Genomic DNA, 16,316 nt, shown 5'->3' with positions numbered 1-16,316 from the left:
GTATCGTCCTGCAACTCCTCCTGAACTGTCGTCACGCAGTCATCTATTCCCCGCTCCTCCGGAGAAAGATGTTGCAATACCGCTATGGCTTCAGCTCGGTATTCCAATTGACCTGAGTACTCTTTCGCGCTCTTGTCGATCGGAACGAATGGCATTAAGCGTCGTTAAATTACAAATGTCAAACAAAAATACATTTGTAATTTAACCGCACAATATAGGTTGAGGGGCGTATGAGTGAATCTGAAGACAGCCTTATGGTACGCGTGGCGTGGCTATATTACGTTGGTGGATTCAACCAGGAGGCGACTGCTTCCAAACTTGGGTTGACCCGTGCTCGCGTAAATAAGATCTTAGGTGAAGCGCGTGAAAGCGGTCTGGTGAGCATATCCATCGACCACCAGAATGCCGGTACACTACCTGTAGAAAACGAGATCACACGTCGTTATTCATTGGATTTTTGCATTTCAACGCCGCCGTTTGGCTTTGGTGCAGAAGACACGACATCAGAAATCCGCAAACAGGTTTCATTTCGCGCAGTGGGCGTCGCCGCGGCTACCTACCTAAAGAATTTTCTCGCAGATAATCCAGAAGCCACTATTGGAACAGGCTGGGGACGAACAATCGAACAGATGACACTTCAACTTGCGGGTGTATCGTCGCCACAAGCGCGATTCATCTCTGTCATGGGTTCGTTGATAGCCAACTCCGCTTACAATCCGTTTGAAGTTGTCAACATGCTGGCACGTCGCACGGGTGGACAAGGCTTTTTCCTTCCCGTTCCTTTTATCGCTGATTCCGCCGAAGACAGAAAAGTTCTAATTTCACAACGCTCAGTCGCGCGCGCAATGGAAATTGCTCGCACGGTATCAGTATGCTTTATCAGCGCGGGTGAATTAACAGAAGATTCCTTACTGCGTCGCCAGAATATGTTGAGCAAATCAGAACTCGAAAGCCTGCATGCAGCAGGTGCCATCGGTGACACAAATGGTATTTTCTTTGATAAAGATGGACACCAAGTCGATCACGAAATGAACAAACGTACAATCGCATTGGGATTTTCTGAACTGCAGAAGGTGCAGGTTGTTTTACTTATTGCCGGTCAAGAAAAAGCTGTGGCCGCTAAAGCACTTCTTAAAAGTGGCATAGTCAACGGTCTCATCATCGACGGCGATGCTGCCGAAGCGCTTCTCGCTCTTTCATAGAAAGATTTAAAAAAATCGACACTTTAGGAACAAAAACTTCAAAATACTTTAGGACCTTCACCGCCCTATAAGACGGTGAAGGCATAATTTCTGAAACAGGATTAAGAAAATACAGTATCGATTGCCTTTACGGTTGCATCAACGATTTTGTCAGCCTCTTCTTGCGTAAGGCAGAACGGTGGCGCAAAGCCAAGAATGTCACCCTCCGGCATTGCACGGCCAATAACGCCGTTCGCGAGAAGAGCCGCAGAAACCTGTGGGCCGATCTTCAGCGATGGGTCGAAGAATTTACGATCATCACGATCCTCAACAAACTCAACGGCTGCCATCAATCCTTCCCCGCGCACATCGCCGACATGCTTATGACTGCTCAAAGCATCCTGCAAAGCATTGCGGAAATACGCACCGGTGGAAACTGCGTTTTCGACAAGATTGAGTTCATCAATCAGCTTAAGATTGGCAACGCCGGCAGCTGCACAGATTGGATGTGCTGAATAAGTCCAGCCATGACCAATCGGCCCCATCTTGTCTGATCCCTGCACCAACACCTGCCACATGCGGTCAGACAAAATCGAACCCGAAAGCGGTGCATAGGCCGATGTCAACCCCTTGGCGATGGTGATCAGATCAGGCTTCATACCGTAGTGATCAGAGCCGAACATACTGCCAAGACGACCGAAGCCAGTCACCACCTCATCGGCAACAAGCAGAATATCGTAGCGATCAAGAACGGCCTGTATCTTTTGCCAGTAGCCAGCAGGTGGCGGAACAATCCCACCCGTTCCAAGAACAGGCTCACCAATAAACGCCGCTATTGTATCTGGCCCTTCGGCAAGGATCATCTCTTCCAGTCTATCAGCACAATGCTGCGAGAACTGCTCCTCGCTCATGGATCGATCTTCACGGCGGAAATAATAGGGAGATTCCGTATGCAGGATTGGCGCGCGCGGCAGATCAAATGCATTGTGAAAAGTTGCAAGCCCGGTCAAGCTACCTGTCATCACACCAGAGCCGTGATAACCACGCCAACGCGAAATAATCTTCTTCTTTTCGGGACGACCGAGAATATTATTATAATACCAGATCAATTTGATGTTGGTTTCATTGGCATCAGAGCCTGAAAGACCGAAATAAACGCGGTTCATATGTTGGGGCGCGCGGTCGATAATCATCTTCGCTAATGTGATCGACACTTCCGTGCCATGACCAACATAGGCATGATAATAAGCAAGCTTGCGTGCCTGCTCGGCAATTGCATCCGCAATCTCCGTTCGGCCATAACCGACATTGACACAATAGAGACCCGCAAACGCATCGAGACTTTTTCGACCATTCACATCAGTAATATAAACGCCCTCGCCGCCGTCGAGCACACGCGTCGGCGTTTCACCGCGCGCATGCATTCCCATATGCGTCGATGGATGGAAGAAATGATCACGATCCCAGGCAGTGAGTTCGTTGCTTTGGTTCAACATGAGTTTGCCCTTTCCTGTCGCAGCGTTTTCACGCGGCGGTATCAATGCAGAGATATTTGAGTTCAGTGAAAGCTTCGATGCCGTGATGCGCGCCCTCCCTGCCGAGGCCTGATTGTTTCCAGCCACCGAACGGAATTGGCGCTCCGGTAATTTTTGCGCGATTGATGGCAATCATTCCATATTCGAGTGCGCGTCCCATACGCAGTTGGCGCGCGCCGTTCGATGTCACGACGTAGGCGACCAATCCATATTGCGTAGTGTTGGCACGAGCGATGACTTCATTTTCATCGTCAAAAACGGAAATCGCAGCGACGGGACCGAATGTTTCCTCATGCATGATCGCTGCATCGTCGGACACATTGGTGAGCAGTGTCGGTTCAAAGAAAAGCGTATTGCCAATGCGTTTGCCACCAACATCAACACGAGCGCCCCGCTTTTCAGCGTCACGCACATGCTGCTCAATTTTATCGACCGCGCGGCTATGCATCATCGGGCCGATCTCAACATCTGCATCAAGGCCATTGCCCGTTTTCAGATTGCGGACACGTTTAGCGAAAGCTTTTGTGAAAGCTGGAAGAATATCGCGCTGAACGAAAATACGGTTGGCAGCAAGACAATCCTGCCCTGATGTTGCAAACTTCGCAGCCATGGCCACGTCAACAGCTCGGGCAATATCGGCATCATTAAAGATAATTAAAGGTGCGTGCCCACCAAGCTCCATCACCAGACGCTTGACAGTCGCAGCGCATTTTGCGGCAATCAACTTGCCGACTTCGGTAGAGCCGGTGAAACTTAATGCCCGTACACGTTCATCTCGACAAAGCACATCAACGATTGGTGCAGCCTTGCCCGTGACCACATTGAAAACACCGGCTGGCATTCCCGCACGCTCCGCCAACTCAGCCAAAGCCAAAGCGGATAGCGGTGTTTCGGACGACGGATGAATAACAACCGGGCAACCCGCAGCAATTGCTGCCGCAGCTTTACGCGTAATCATCGCGTTTGGAAAGTTCCACGGCGTTACAATGCCCACAACGCCCAATGCCTCGCGACGCACCAGCATTTCTGCTTTGGGTAAATGGCTTGAAATCGTTTCGCCGTTCAGGCGCTTTGCCTCTTCTGCATACCACTCAATAAAGGCTGAGCCATAGTCGATTTCTCCACGAGACTCATTGAGAGGCTTGCCCTGCTCAAGCGTCATCAGCAACGCCAGATCTTCCCGGTTAGCCAGAACAAGCTCATACCAGCGACGCAAAATCGCGGACCGTTCCTGCGGCAGCTTGTTGCGCCATTGTGTAAACGCATTTTCAGCTGCATCAACAGCGAGCGTTGTCTGCGCTTCGCTCAGGCTTGCGACACGTGCAAGCCGTCGTCCCGTTGCCGGGTCAGAAACGGCAAAAGTCTCGACCTTATCTCCCGCGACCCATCGCCCATTGATATAGCTAAGTTCTCGAAAGAGGTGTTTATCCCGAAGCCTGTTAAGCCCGTCATGTTGTATCGGATGATCCAGAACGTCATTCATTGCGCTTCTCCCAATTCTGGAAGAACCATCTCACGAACCTGCCCCGTATTCAGACCAAATGCGCAAGCCGAAACAGCTTGATTGGACTAAACTTTGTCAGACAATTAGTTGGTTTGGACTATTCGAAGTCATCTACAAGCATCGACAGAGAGGCGCCAGACCTCTCGTCCTTGACCAGCTTGGTCACGATGTAAGTGAAATAGCGTTCAATACCGATATTGTGGTCAAGCAGCCGGTCAATCAGCCTCTGATAGGCATCAATATCGCGCGTCATAATCATCATAAAATAATCAATACCACCGCCGACAGACCAGCACGAAACGATTTCAGGTATGGTTGCAATTGCGCGCTCAAAGCGGTCAAAATCGCTCTGGCGATGATTGCCGAGCGTGATCTGCACCATCACATGAGCAATCGGAGCTATTTTGCGATAGGCAATACGCGCATGGTAGCCCGTGACAATGCCAGCTTCTTCAAGCTTGCGCAGCCTCAACCAGCAAGGGGTTGCAGAAAGGCCAACTTTTTCTGCCAGAGCAATCTTGGTGATCCGCGCATTTTCCTTCACCGCTTCAAGAATGCGAAGATCAACAGCGTCGAGCTTGAGCGCGGATTTCATGATACCGTTCCGAAATGATTGAGCAGTTACAGCATTCTCATTGGCATGGCCGTGCTGTCCATTCAAGACCAGCGCATAAAAAGTCACGACAGACGATAATTGTAATGATCCAATATAATTATTGACATGATCTATTTGGTCTTTCACACATAGTCATAACGATAAAAATCAAGCATATGGGGAACGAGAATACGGCTTATGGCCGTAGACGGTGCTTTATTGCGCCGGTGTCAGCTCGTCTATGACGTCGCCCAATACGGGATAAAGCGTTACTCCATCTGTGACAAAGCAGTGAGAGGCAGACACCGTGTCTGACATTATTGGGATTGATGAGATCGAACGGGCGCGTGACCGACTGCAAGGTCACATCAAGCGTACACCGCTTGTGCGGTCTGAGAGCCTAAGCCAACATGCAGGTGCTCCTGTTTTCCTCAAGCTGGAAAATCTTCAGCCAACTGGCAGTTTCAAACTTCGAGGCGCAACCAATGCCGTTCGCAGTCTATCGAAGGAAGAGCGACAGAACGGAGTTGTAACGGCTTCTACCGGCAATCACGGACGCGCTTTGGCTCACGCTGCATCAATGCAGGGAGCGACTGCTACCATTTGTCTTTCATCACTTGTGCCGCGCAACAAGGTCGAGGCAATCCGTGATCTCGGTGCAGACATACGCATTGTTGGCAAGTCTCAAGATGATGCCATGAAAGAAGTTGACCGTCTTGTCGCTCAGGACGGTATGAAAGCCATTCCGCCGTTTGATGACCCACGTGTGATCGCCGGTCAGGGTACAACAGGGCTTGAGATCATTGATGATCTTCCCGACGTTGAAACCGTCCTCATTCCGCTTTCCGGCGGTGGGCTTGCGGCTGGCATAGCAATTGCGGTCAAGGCGAAACGCCCCAAAGCCCGCATTATCGGAATTTCTATGCAGCGTGGCGCTGCTATGGTTGCGAGCCTCAAAACCGGCAGACCTGTCGATGTCGAAGAGCTGGATACGCTGGCAGATTCCCTTGGCGGCGGCATCGGAATTAACAACCGCTGGACCTTTGCAATCTGCAAAGCGCTGCTGGATGAGGTCATTCTGCTGGACGAAAATGAGATCGCTGACGGCATAAAACATGCGGCCCTGCTCGAAAATCAAACAATTGAGGGCGCAGCCGCAGTTGGCGTTGGTGCAATTCTTAGCAAAAAGACCCGCCCCGCCGGACCCACAGCAATCATTATCTCTGGCGGCAACATCGACCCAGAGCAACATCGCGCAATTATCGATAACCAATATCAGAGGGCAGGCTAATGACTGAGATGAGAATCCTGACCGAAGCCGATCTTCGCGAGATTATATCGCTGGACCTTGAAAGCATTGCCTGTGTTGAAGAGGCGTTTCGCGCGCTCGCAAGCGGCAATGTCAGCATGCCGCCTATTTTGCGGCTCGACATTCCGGCGGCACGCGGCGAAGTCGATGTTAAAACAGCATATATTCCCGGCCTTGATAGTTTTGCAATCAAGATAAGTCCGGGGTTTTTCAACAATCCTTCCATCGGCCTTCCTTCCACCAATGGCTTGATGATCCAGTTTTCAGCAAAGACCGGGCTCGTTGAAGCACTGCTGTTGGACAATGGTTACCTGACAGACGTGCGCACGGCTGCCGCAGGCGCGGTTGCCGCAAAACATCTGGCGCGGACTGACGCACGGATTGCAACGATATTCGGGGCCGGTATGCAAGCCAACATGCAGTTACAGGCACTCATACTTGTGCGCCCGATTACCGAAGCCCGTATCTGGGCGCGAGATAATCAAAAGGCACAAAACTTAGCGCGCGATTTAACGCAACAACTTGGCATTCCGGTTATGGCACTCAACGATGCCCAGGAAGCCTGTCGCGGAGCCGATATTATTGTCACGACGACACCTTCTGAAACACCGCTCATCAAAGCCGATTGGCTGGAGGCAGGGCAACATATCACCGCAATGGGGTCCGACGCCGAACACAAAAACGAGCTGGAACCCGCGATTTTCAAACATCAGATTGTCTATGTGGCCGACAGTTTGAACCAGACCCGCAGGCTGGGCGAACTTCACCACGCTATCGCAGCAGGCGTTATCAAAGCAGATGCAGCCTTTCAGGAACTCGGACAGATCATCGTTGAGGACGACATACCCCTTCGCGATCCCAACGCCATTACAATTTGCGATCTGACGGGCACCGGCGTTCAGGATACGGCCATTGCCCACCTTGCCACCCAGCGTGCCAACCTTCGCGATGCCGGCGCAAAAATTGATTCAAGCAAAAACGCAGGAGCCAGCCGATGAGTGCGGAACTTAATTTCACTCGTGCTGAATATGATCAGCGGATTGCAAAGACCCGACATGCCATGCAGAAGGCGGGTTTTGATGTTGTGATCGTGACTGATCCTTCCAATATGCACTGGCTTACGGGTTATGATGGCTGGTCGTTTTATGTTCACCAATGCGTCGTACTCGCGATGGATGGCGAGCCAATATGGTACGGGCGTGGTCAGGACGGAAATGGCGCGAAACGCACGGCATGGATAAATCACGAGAACATTATCGGCTATCCCGATCATTACGTGCAATCGCTTGAACGTCATCCCATGGATCTGTTGGCTTCTATTCTTGAGGACAAAGGATGGGGCAACAAAACGATTGCCGTCGAATTCGATAATTACTGGTACACTGCGGCGGCCCACCACGCATTGCAGAAACATTTGCCAAACGCAAAATTCAAAGATGCGCAAGGTCTCGTAAACTGGCAGCGCGCTGTTAAAAGCCCGACTGAAATCGACTATATGCGAAAGGCTGGCCGCATTGTCGAAGCCATGCACCAGCGTATTGTCGATAAGATTGAACCCGATATGCGCAAATGCGATCTCGTTGCAGAAATCTATGATGCCGGTACACGCGGCGTCGATGGCTTTGGTGGTGATTATCCGGCAATCGTGCCGCTGCTGCCCTCGGGAGCCGATGCTTCAGCACCACATCTCACCTGGAACGATTTACCGATGAAGTCGGGTGAAGGCACGTTTTTTGAGATAGCCGGATGCTACAAACGATATCACTGCCCCCTCTCCCGCACCGTATTCCTCGGCAAGCCGACGCAGGCTTTTCTCGATGCCGAAAAAGCAACATTGGAAGGCATGGAAGCAGGACTTGCCGCAGCGCGTCCCGGCAATACCTGCGAAGATATTGCCAATGGCTTCTTCGATATTCTCAAAAAATACGGGATCATCAAAGACAACAGAACGGGCTACTCCATCGGTCTGTCTTATCCGCCAGATTGGGGCGAGCGCACAATGAGCCTGCGACCCGGTGATCGGACTGAATTGCAACCCGGTATGACATTCCACTTTATGACCGGTCTGTGGCTTGAGACGATGGGCCTCGAAATTACAGAGAGCATTGTCATCACCGAAACCGGCGTCGAATGCCTTTCAAACGTGCCGCGCAAGCTGGTCGTGAAGGATTAAGGATGGCATGATGATGCACACCTCACCACCTGCCCGCCCGTCTCCCATCACACCAACCGTCGATCTCAATCGCGATGGTGTGCAGCATGGTCACTTGCGACTGCCATGGTCGCGGGACGATTCCGCATGGGGATCGTTGATGTTACCCATTTGCGTCATCCGCAATGGCGACGGCCCAACGGCTCTGCTTACTGGTGGCAATCACGGTGATGAATATGAGGGGCCAGTCGCTCTTTATGATCTCGCGGCCAATCTTAAGCCCGAAAAGATCAATGGACGCGTCATTATCGTACCCGCTATGAACTACCCCGCCTTCCTGGCGGGAACGCGGACATCACCAATCGACAAAGGCAATCTCAATCGGAGTTTTCCGGGTCGACCGGATGGCTCGGTTACCGAAAAAATCGCGGACTATTTTACGCGTTATCTGCTGCCAACAGCCGACATCGTGCTAGATTTCCATTCAGGCGGTCGCACGCTGGATTTTCTGCCTTATGCAGCGGCGCACGCCCTGCCCGATACGGCACAGGAAGCCCGTTGTTTTGCAGCTGTTAAAGCTTTCTCAGCGCCCTTTTCCATGCGGATGATCGAGATCGATACCGTTGGCATGTACGACACCACGGCTGAAGAAGCTGGTAAGGTCTTTGTCACAACCGAACTTTCTGGCGGCGGGACGATTTCTGCTCAAACGGCTGCAATTGCCAAACGCGGTATTCGCAATATTCTGGTTCATGCTGGGATTCTGGAAGGCGAAATCGAAACATCATCTACGACCTGGCTGGATATGCCATCGCAAGAATGTTTTGGCTTTGCAGATACTGATGGCTTGTTGGAGCCTCTGGTTGATTTAGGCACTCCACTTCGCAAAGGTGACCTCATCGCCCGCGTTCATCAGGTTGCGCGTACCGGAGGTGCCGCGCAGGAATATCGCGCGGCACTCGACGGCATCCTTGCAGCTCGCCATTTTCCGGGCCTCATCAAAATGGGTGACTGCCTCTCCGTCATCGCAACACACAGCGAGGAACCAACCTCGGGATAATCCGATCAATATCATTGAGTTGACAAGCCGGACTAACAAACAACCGGCATTCATAAAGAGGAGTGAACACGATGCGCATGAAACTTCACACAATATCTGCCTTGATCTCGGCCGTAGCATTCGTAGCCTTTGCCAGCCCATCACAGGCCGTCACAGTTGACGATCTGAAAAGCGCTGGCTTTGTGCGTGGGGCCACCGCCAACGAAGTGCCTTACGGGTACATGGACGCCAGCGGCGCTGCGAAAGGTATCGGACCGGATGTTGCCGCAGCCATTTTCAAAAAACTTGGAATCGAAGAGGTCGATTGGACAGTGACACCGTTTGGCTCGCTGATCCCCGGCCTTAAGGCGAAGCGCTTTGAATTTGTCGCCGCCGAGCAGAACATTCTGCCGGACCGCTGCAAACAGGTTCAGTTTACAGTCGCCAATTCCAGCTATGGTGAAGGTCTTCTTGTACCGAAAGGCAACCCAAAGAAAATCCATTCCTATGAAGACATCAAAAAAGATCCATCGCTGAAAGTCGCGATCGTATCAGGCGCAGATCAAATCGACTTCCTGCATGGCATGGGGATTGATGAGTCACAAATCGTCATGATTCAGGGCAATGCCGACGCCCCGTCGACGGTACAGGCAGGTCGCGCCGATGCTTATGCGGCAACTGAGTTGACGGTCGCCAACCTTGTTGAAAATTCACCTGCACTCGAACAAGCACATCCATTTACCGATCCGGTTGTAGAGGGCAAAGCTGCACGGAGTTTCGGTGCGTTCAGCTTCCGCCCGGAGGACAAGGATTTCTATGACGCTTTCAACAACGCGCTGATAGAGTTCAAGAAAACTGATGAATACAAAAAAATTCTGACCAGCTACGGTCTTAGCGAGGAAAGCGTAGAGGCCGCTCGTACTGTTGATACTGCCGCTCTTTGCGGCGCCAAATAGTACTTTCTGCCTTCTGTCGGGTCTGGAATGGCCTGACAGACTTTTTTCATATCAGACGGGAGAGGACCATATGCACTGGACGGAATATCTTCCCGCCCTTTTCAAAGGGGCTCAAGTCACGGTTATTCTTGCTCTCAGTTCGATGGCCATTGGTACAATACTGGCATTTACCGCAGGCATTGCCCGATATGCGGGCGGACCGATCCTCTCAAAAATTGCAATTGTTTATATCGAGATATTTCGCGGTACATCGCTGCTCGTCCAATTGTTTTGGCTTTATTATGCCTTGCCTTTGATTGGGATTTCCTTTGATCCGGTCACAACTGGCATTATGGGGCTTGGCCTCAATATTGGCGCCTATGGTGCAGAAGTCGTACGCGGCGCGCTGCAAGCCGTGCCAGAAGCGCAGCACGAAGCGGCCCGCGCACTCAATTTCGGCAAGACACATACGTTATTTCGCATCGTCCTACCGCAAGCTACCGTTGAAATGATGCCAGCCTTTGGCAACCTCGCCGTACACAATCTGAAAGATACGGCACTCGCTTCACTGATCGCAATTAGCGACTTGACCTTCCAGGCCCAGCGTTTGCGCAATCTGACACTCGATAATGTCACAATCTACTCGCTCACACTGCTTGGCTATTTCGCAATGGCACTGGTGCTAGCAACGACCATTCGTTGGCTCGAACGACGTCTTCGTCGCAAAACAATGGCGGGAGGCTTCGCATGATTTACGGTTACGCATGGGACACGTCGTCCACGCTATCTTTTGCAATCTCTATTCTGCCAATTCTGGCAATCGGGCTAACGGTTACGCTCAAAGCCGCAGCCACAGGTTTTGCTATCGCTCTGGTTCTCGGTCTTGTTTTCGCACTTTTGCGCCGCAGTCCTTATAAGATCATCTCGTGGCCAACAGTTGTGGTCGTCGAGTTTCTGCGCGATACACCTTTGCTGGTACAACTGTTCTTCCTCTATTACGTCCTGCCAGTTTACGGAATTGTGCTGCCGGCATTCCTTACCGGGGCACTGGCACTTGGCCTGCAATATTCCGCTTACACATCAGAGGTTTATCGTGGTGGCATTGAAGCCATTCCCCGTGGTCAATGGGAAGCTGCTCGCGCGCTGAACCTTACGGCTTGGCGAACATATAAAGACATTGTCGTCCCACAGGCCGTGCCGCGCATTATTCCAGCCATGGGAAACTATCTTGTCTCCATGTTGAAGGAAACGCCGGTTTTGTCTGTGGTGAGTATCGTTGACATGCTCAACCTCGCAAATCTGATCGGCGACCGGACATTCGAATATCTCGTGCCACTTTCGATGGTCGGTTTGATTTTCCTTGTCCTGACACTCATCTGCTCGGCACTCATACGCCTGCTCGAACGCACACTTCCAAAAAACGGGATTGCTCTCAAATGACCCAGGAAATTATCCGCTTTCAGGACGTAACAAAGCGCTTTGGCGCGCTGACAGTGCTGGATCGCTTCAATTTCTCGGTCAAAACAGGCGAGAAAGTCACACTAATCGGCCCTTCCGGTTCAGGAAAATCAACTGTTCTTCGTATCCTGATGACGCTGGAACCCTTTCAGGAGGGAAGCCTTGAACTTGCTGGAATGTCTTATCATCAACCGAACGGCAAAGGACCGTTTCAAGCGAGCGAAGCGCATTTGCGTAAGATCAGATCCCATGTAGGAATGGTATTCCAGAGCTTCAACCTGTTCCCGCATATGTCGGTTCTGCGTAATATTATTGAAGCTCCGGTTCATGTTCTTGGCATGAAACGGGCTGAGGCAGAAGCCCGCGCGCTTGATCTTTTGTCACTCGTTGGCCTCACTGATAAGAAAGACCATTTCCCGTCACAGCTGTCCGGTGGTCAGCAACAGCGTGTCGCGATTGCCCGTTCGCTGGCAATGCGTCCGCGAGTTCTGCTTTTTGATGAACCAACCTCGGCACTTGATCCACAACTTGTCGGCGAAGTTCTAGCAGTCATTCGCAGTCTCGCTCAGGAACACGATCTGACGATGCTTCTGGTTACCCATGAAATGCGCTTTGCACGCGAAGTCTCCGACCGCGTTTGCTTTTTTGATAAAGGACGCATTTGCGAACAAGGCACGCCCGATCAGATTTTCCAATCACCAAAAGAAGAGCGCACGAAAGAGTTTTTACAGTCAGTGCTCTGAATTCAGGCGATGGAACTCACATCATAAACGGGAGGTAATTGCGCAAAAGTCTCGCGAATTGTCTCCAAAGCAATTTGCAAGGAAGAACGTGAAAGCCTTCCGCCCAGACAAATGCGGATGCCGCCATTTTTACGATCCCCACCGGCAATAAACGGTTCTGATGGTGTAACCGCAACACCTTTATTGGCCAGCGCCCTCACCAGCCCATCCTCCGACCAGTTTCGTGGAATTTGCAACCACGCGCATAGAGATAGCGGATTGCTACCTGCGACATGGCTCCCAAGAATATCGCTCACCAATGCCTGTCTCAGGCGCAATTCGCTGCGTTGAATATCAAGCAATTGCGAAGCGGTCCCGTCCTCAACCCAGCGGCTGGCCATTTCTGCGACCAGATTAACACCGCTCCAGCTCGTGACGCGCAAGATTGATGTAACGCGAATGGAATAATGGGCTGGGACAACAAGATAGCCGGTCCGCAAGCCGGTCATGACCGTTTTGGTAAAGCTGGTGACAAAGAAACCCAATTCAGGCAAAAGTTCCGGCATTGATGGCAGTTGCTCTTCGAGGATAGGCTTATAGACTTCATCCTCAATAACAAAAACACCATATCGTCGGGCAATATTGGCAACAGAGATGCGTCTTTCCGCACTCATCAGATGGCTGGTCGGATTTCCAAGCGTTGGAATAAGTACCAGCGCTTTTACATCTCCAGCCTTGCATGCCGCTTCAAAAGCGTCCGGCAAAATGCCTTCGCGATCCGTTGGCAATCCACGTAAGGTAAAGCCGAGCACATTTGCCATACCGATAATGCCATGATCCGTCAGGCTTTCTGTTAGAACAACCTCGCCCGGCTGTACAACCGCCGCAACTGCAAGAAAAAGCCCATGCGCAGCGCCATTTGTGATGATGATGCGGTTCGGGTCTACATCCACTGACAGGCCGCGCAGCCAATCGCTTGCCACATTGCGATGATGATCCAGCCCCGCTATCGGACGACAAGGCCGCATGAAGCTTGCATTGTCCGACTGGCTCATCTCTTCAAACAGTTTTCGCGAGACGCGCTCATGCGCACCCATATAAACTGCACGAATGATGGAAAGATCAGCAGCTCCACTTGGGTCCCGGTCGAGCATGAAACGATCAGCACGCTCGGTGACGCGGTTGCAGACATAAGTACCGCGTCCAACCTCGCCGCGCAGATAACCGCGTCGCTCCGCCTCTTTGTAACTGATACTCACGGTCTGAACGGATAGACCAAGTTTGTGTGCAAGATCACGATGCGTCGGCATTCGTGTTTCAGGCTTCAGGACACCCGTATCGATATCTTCAACGATCTTTTCAGTCAAAAGCCGGTGTTTGGTTGACCCCTTGCGCATTTCCAGCACCGGTTGCCACACGTCTAAGTTCCCAAAATCAGTACAAGACATGCATTGTCCCATTTTAGAAAATTCTAGTCATGACAATTTATCCTTCAATGATCGAAAATTGAAGCTAATTCTATATATTGACAAAGAATATTGAATGCGCTGAATCCCTGCTCTTAACGGCCTGCCAAATGGTGGGCATATCTACATAGACCTTAGAGCCGGATCACATAGTCCTTGCGGGTCGTTTCAATAACTTCCCATGTTCCCTTGAAGCCAGGACGAATAACAAAGCGATCGCCAGCTGCAACCTCGCGGCTTTCACCGCCCTCCTCCGTCACAATCGTTCGTCCAGACAAAATATAGCAATATTCCCATTCGTCATATTCGATGCGCCATTTTCCCGGCGTGCTTTCCCATATGCCTGCGAATAGCCTGCCGTCGGCGCTTTCTTCAAAATTCCATGTGAGGAATCGTGGATCGCCTGAAAGAACGCGCTCCGGTAACGGAGCGCTTTCTTCAGGTTTCACACCATTGATCTCAAAGCTGAGAAATTGGCTCATCCTATCAGACCTTTGCAAGTGCCTGTTCGATGTCAGCGATAATATCATCTGCATCTTCGATACCGATAGACAGACGCACAACATCTGGGCCAGCGCCCGCTGCAACCTTCTGCTCGTCGGTCAACTGACGATGCGTGGTCGAGGCTGGGTGAATCACGAGCGAACGGGTGTCACCAATATTGGCCAGCAGCGAGAAAAGTTCGAGACTATCGACGAATTTAACGCCAGCTTCATAACCGCTCTTGAGACCGAAGGTGAAAACAGAACCGGCACCCTTCGGCGAATATTTCTGCTGAAGTGCATGATATTTATCATGCGGCAGGCCTGCGTAATTAACCCACGACACTTTTTCATGGCCATGCAGCCATGTAGCGACCTTCAAAGCATTATCCACATGACGTTGCATACGCAGCGGCAATGTTTCAACGCCCGTTAGAATCTGAAACGCATTGAAAGGTGAAATCGAAGGGCCAAAATCACGAAGGCCAAGCACGCGTGCAGCAATAGCAAAAGAGATATTACCGAATGTTTTGTGCAGTTCGAGACCTGCATAATCAGGCCGTGCTTCTGTCAGAAGCGGATAGTTGCCTGACTTGGCCCAATCGAATGTGCCAGCATCAACGAGAATGCCGCCCATCGAATTGCCATGACCGCCGATGAATTTTGTCAGCGAGTGCACAACGATATCGGCGCCATGCTCAATCGGGCGCACGAGATAAGGCGACGCCAGCGTGTTATCGACGATCAATGGCAGGCCGTGCTTATGTGCGATTTCGGCAATGGCTTCTATATCAATGACAATACCACCTGGATTAGCAAAACTTTCAATGAAGATTGCGCGCGTCTTGCTATCGATCTGCTTAGCAAAATCAGTTGGGTTGGTTGCGTCCGCCCAGCGAACCTGCCAGCCGAATGATTTAAACGACTGACCAAACTGGTTGATCGAACCGCCGTAAAGCTGACGTGCCGCGATGAAGTTATCACCTGGTTGCAACAGTGTATGAAACACCAGCAATTGTGCTGCATGGCCCGAAGCCGTTGCGACCGCTGCCGTGCCGCCTTCAAGTGCTGCAATGCGCTCTTCCAAAACGGCAGTGGTTGGGTTTGTGATACGCGTATAAATATTGCCAAAGGCCTGAAGGCCAAACAAAGACGCAGCATGGTCGGCATCGTCAAACACAAACGAAGTCGTTTGATAGATTGGCGTGGCACGCGCGCCCGTTGTCGGATCCGGCTTTGCGCCAGCGTGAATTGCCAAGGTTTCGATACCGGGTGAGCGTTTAGACATGAGTTCCTCCTGACAGCCTATGCCATATGATATGAGCGGACGTTAGGCTTTGGCTGCAAGAAAGCAAAGGAGGATTTTGCGTGATAGCCTCAAATCGCAGAAATTAATTCTACAATTTTAACTCACCCTATGAGGCGCGGATATTCGATAGCCGGACAGCGATCCATGACAACTTTTATACCTTCACTTTCGGCTCTTTTAGCAGCTTCAACATGAATCACATCAAGCTGCGTCCATAAAACTGAAGGTCGTTTTTTCAAAGCAAGAATCTCGTCAACAATACCCGGGAGCGCATCAGAAGCGCGGAATACATCGACCATATCAATCAGCTCATCAATGTCAGCAAGCTGCCCTACCACGCGCTGTCCGTGGATGATCTTTCCCACCTGCCCCGGATTAACCGGGATAACATAATAGCCATGATCAAGCAGAAACTTCATCACGCTATTGCTGGGGCGCTCCGGCTTTGGCGATGCACCAAGCAATGCAATCACTTTGACGGTGCGAAGAATATCGCGAATCTCATTATCGGAAGATGCCTGCATATCTGTCCTCCAAAGGCGGCTTTGACACATTGGATGTAAACATACCGCACGACTGACTTGCAAGGTCGTACCCACTCACCCTATTCATTATTATAAGGGAGAGAA

At 51.2% G+C, this 16,316-nt stretch carries 16 protein-coding genes; 9 read left to right on the top strand and 7 right to left on the bottom strand.

Annotation, left to right across the window (positions count from 1 at the left end; all coding sequences use genetic code 11):
• Window positions 1-230: 230 nt before the first annotated feature.
• Window positions 231-1,202 (top strand): sugar-binding transcriptional regulator, encoded by a 972-nt coding sequence (locus RI570_RS10470; RefSeq protein WP_273729307.1) that lies wholly within the window; start codon window positions 231-233, stop codon window positions 1,200-1,202.
• A 101-nt stretch (window positions 1,203-1,303) separates the two neighbouring features.
• Here the strand turns inward: RI570_RS10470 and RI570_RS10465 are convergent, their stop codons facing one another.
• The 3 genes from RI570_RS10465 to RI570_RS10455 all read right to left on the bottom strand — a co-directional run bounded on the left by RI570_RS10465 (window position 1,304) and on the right by RI570_RS10455 (window position 4,815).
• Window positions 1,304-2,677 (bottom strand): aspartate aminotransferase family protein, encoded by a 1,374-nt coding sequence (locus tag RI570_RS10465; protein ID WP_313828352.1) that lies wholly within the window; start codon window positions 2,675-2,677, stop codon window positions 1,304-1,306.
• Window positions 2,678-2,705: 28 nt separating this feature from the next.
• The gene (locus RI570_RS10460; protein ID WP_313828351.1) at window positions 2,706-4,199 is read right to left on the bottom strand and encodes an NAD-dependent succinate-semialdehyde dehydrogenase; all 1,494 of its coding nucleotides are present in this window, start codon (window positions 4,197-4,199) and stop codon (window positions 2,706-2,708) included.
• Window positions 4,200-4,317: 118 nt separating this feature from the next.
• Window positions 4,318-4,815, bottom strand: coding sequence for an Lrp/AsnC family transcriptional regulator (locus tag RI570_RS10455; protein WP_313828350.1), 498 nt, complete (start codon window positions 4,813-4,815; stop codon window positions 4,318-4,320).
• 316 nt (window positions 4,816-5,131) lie between these two features.
• Here RI570_RS10455 and eutB point away from each other — a divergent pair, with 316 nt between their 5' ends.
• The 8 genes from eutB (at window position 5,132) to ehuA (ending at window position 12,451) form a co-directional block, all read left to right on the top strand.
• On the top strand, window positions 5,132-6,106 hold the full coding sequence (gene eutB / locus RI570_RS10450) for a hydroxyectoine utilization dehydratase EutB (protein WP_313828629.1): 975 nt from the start codon (window positions 5,132-5,134) through the stop codon (window positions 6,104-6,106).
• A complete protein-coding gene (locus RI570_RS10445; RefSeq protein ID WP_313828349.1) occupies window positions 6,106-7,122 on the top strand; it encodes a cyclodeaminase in 1,017 nt (338 codons plus the stop codon). Before eutB ends, RI570_RS10445 begins: the two co-directional genes overlap by 1 nt.
• Complete coding sequence (gene doeA / locus RI570_RS10440; protein WP_313828348.1) at window positions 7,119-8,297, top strand: ectoine hydrolase DoeA; 1,179 nt, start codon at window positions 7,119-7,121, stop codon at window positions 8,295-8,297. The genes RI570_RS10445 and doeA overlap by 4 nt, the downstream gene beginning before the upstream one ends.
• A gap of 10 nt (window positions 8,298-8,307) precedes the next feature.
• A complete protein-coding gene (gene doeB, locus RI570_RS10435; protein WP_313828628.1) occupies window positions 8,308-9,336 on the top strand; it encodes a N(2)-acetyl-L-2,4-diaminobutanoate deacetylase DoeB in 1,029 nt (342 codons plus the stop codon).
• Window positions 9,337-9,407: 71 nt separating this feature from the next.
• Window positions 9,408-10,271 (top strand): ectoine/hydroxyectoine ABC transporter substrate-binding protein EhuB, encoded by an 864-nt coding sequence (ehuB, locus tag RI570_RS10430; RefSeq protein ID WP_313828347.1) that lies wholly within the window; start codon window positions 9,408-9,410, stop codon window positions 10,269-10,271.
• 70 nt (window positions 10,272-10,341) lie between these two features.
• On the top strand, window positions 10,342-11,001 hold the full coding sequence (gene ehuC, locus RI570_RS10425) for an ectoine/hydroxyectoine ABC transporter permease subunit EhuC (RefSeq protein ID WP_313828346.1): 660 nt from the start codon (window positions 10,342-10,344) through the stop codon (window positions 10,999-11,001).
• Complete coding sequence (gene ehuD / locus RI570_RS10420; RefSeq protein WP_313828345.1) at window positions 10,998-11,690, top strand: ectoine/hydroxyectoine ABC transporter permease subunit EhuD; 693 nt, start codon at window positions 10,998-11,000, stop codon at window positions 11,688-11,690. The genes ehuC and ehuD overlap by 4 nt, the downstream gene beginning before the upstream one ends.
• Entirely contained in the window at window positions 11,687-12,451 is a 765-nt protein-coding gene (gene ehuA / locus RI570_RS10415) for an ectoine/hydroxyectoine ABC transporter ATP-binding protein EhuA (protein ID WP_313828344.1), read from the top strand. Before ehuD ends, ehuA begins: the two co-directional genes overlap by 4 nt.
• A gap of 2 nt (window positions 12,452-12,453) precedes the next feature.
• Here ehuA and RI570_RS10410 read toward each other — a convergent pair whose 3' ends face one another.
• The 4 genes from RI570_RS10410 to RI570_RS10395 form a co-directional block, all read right to left on the bottom strand.
• Window positions 12,454-13,878, bottom strand: coding sequence for a PLP-dependent aminotransferase family protein (locus RI570_RS10410; RefSeq protein WP_313828343.1), 1,425 nt, complete (start codon window positions 13,876-13,878; stop codon window positions 12,454-12,456).
• A gap of 152 nt (window positions 13,879-14,030) precedes the next feature.
• On the bottom strand, window positions 14,031-14,378 hold the full coding sequence (locus tag RI570_RS10405) for a cupin domain-containing protein (RefSeq protein ID WP_313828342.1): 348 nt from the start codon (window positions 14,376-14,378) through the stop codon (window positions 14,031-14,033).
• A gap of 4 nt (window positions 14,379-14,382) precedes the next feature.
• Window positions 14,383-15,666: an O-acetylhomoserine aminocarboxypropyltransferase gene (locus RI570_RS10400; RefSeq protein ID WP_310010429.1), complete on the bottom strand. Its 1,284-nt coding sequence runs from the start codon at window positions 15,664-15,666 to the stop codon at window positions 14,383-14,385.
• A 122-nt stretch (window positions 15,667-15,788) separates the two neighbouring features.
• Complete coding sequence (locus RI570_RS10395; RefSeq protein ID WP_313828340.1) at window positions 15,789-16,211, bottom strand: CoA-binding protein; 423 nt, start codon at window positions 16,209-16,211, stop codon at window positions 15,789-15,791.
• Window positions 16,212-16,316: the final 105 nt, after the last annotated feature.

Source organism: Brucella pseudogrignonensis, assembly GCF_032190615.1.
GTDB lineage: Bacteria > Pseudomonadota > Alphaproteobacteria > Rhizobiales > Rhizobiaceae > Brucella > Brucella pseudogrignonensis_B.
The sequence above is the reverse complement of the archived record's forward strand: the minus strand, read 5'-3'. Positions and strand labels throughout refer to the sequence as shown.

Coding starts and splice junctions, on each gene's coding strand:
- RI570_RS10400 (WP_310010429.1), bottom strand. CDS start 15,666: ATGTCTAAACGCTCACCCGGTATCGAAACCTTGGCAATTCACGCTGGC.
- doeB (WP_313828628.1), top strand. CDS start 8,308: ATGATGCACACCTCACCACCTGCCCGCCCGTCTCCCATCACACCAACC.
- ehuA (WP_313828344.1), top strand. CDS start 11,687: ATGACCCAGGAAATTATCCGCTTTCAGGACGTAACAAAGCGCTTTGGC.
- RI570_RS10455 (WP_313828350.1), bottom strand. CDS start 4,815: ATGAAATCCGCGCTCAAGCTCGACGCTGTTGATCTTCGCATTCTTGAA.
- RI570_RS10470 (WP_273729307.1), top strand. CDS start 231: ATGAGTGAATCTGAAGACAGCCTTATGGTACGCGTGGCGTGGCTATAT.
- RI570_RS10465 (WP_313828352.1), bottom strand. CDS start 2,677: ATGTTGAACCAAAGCAACGAACTCACTGCCTGGGATCGTGATCATTTC.
- RI570_RS10445 (WP_313828349.1), top strand. CDS start 6,106: ATGACTGAGATGAGAATCCTGACCGAAGCCGATCTTCGCGAGATTATA.
- RI570_RS10410 (WP_313828343.1), bottom strand. CDS start 13,878: ATGTCTTGTACTGATTTTGGGAACTTAGACGTGTGGCAACCGGTGCTG.
- ehuC (WP_313828346.1), top strand. CDS start 10,342: ATGCACTGGACGGAATATCTTCCCGCCCTTTTCAAAGGGGCTCAAGTC.
- ehuD (WP_313828345.1), top strand. CDS start 10,998: ATGATTTACGGTTACGCATGGGACACGTCGTCCACGCTATCTTTTGCA.
- ehuB (WP_313828347.1), top strand. CDS start 9,408: ATGCGCATGAAACTTCACACAATATCTGCCTTGATCTCGGCCGTAGCA.
- RI570_RS10460 (WP_313828351.1), bottom strand. CDS start 4,199: ATGAATGACGTTCTGGATCATCCGATACAACATGACGGGCTTAACAGG.
- RI570_RS10395 (WP_313828340.1), bottom strand. CDS start 16,211: ATGCAGGCATCTTCCGATAATGAGATTCGCGATATTCTTCGCACCGTC.
- doeA (WP_313828348.1), top strand. CDS start 7,119: ATGAGTGCGGAACTTAATTTCACTCGTGCTGAATATGATCAGCGGATT.
- RI570_RS10405 (WP_313828342.1), bottom strand. CDS start 14,378: ATGAGCCAATTTCTCAGCTTTGAGATCAATGGTGTGAAACCTGAAGAA.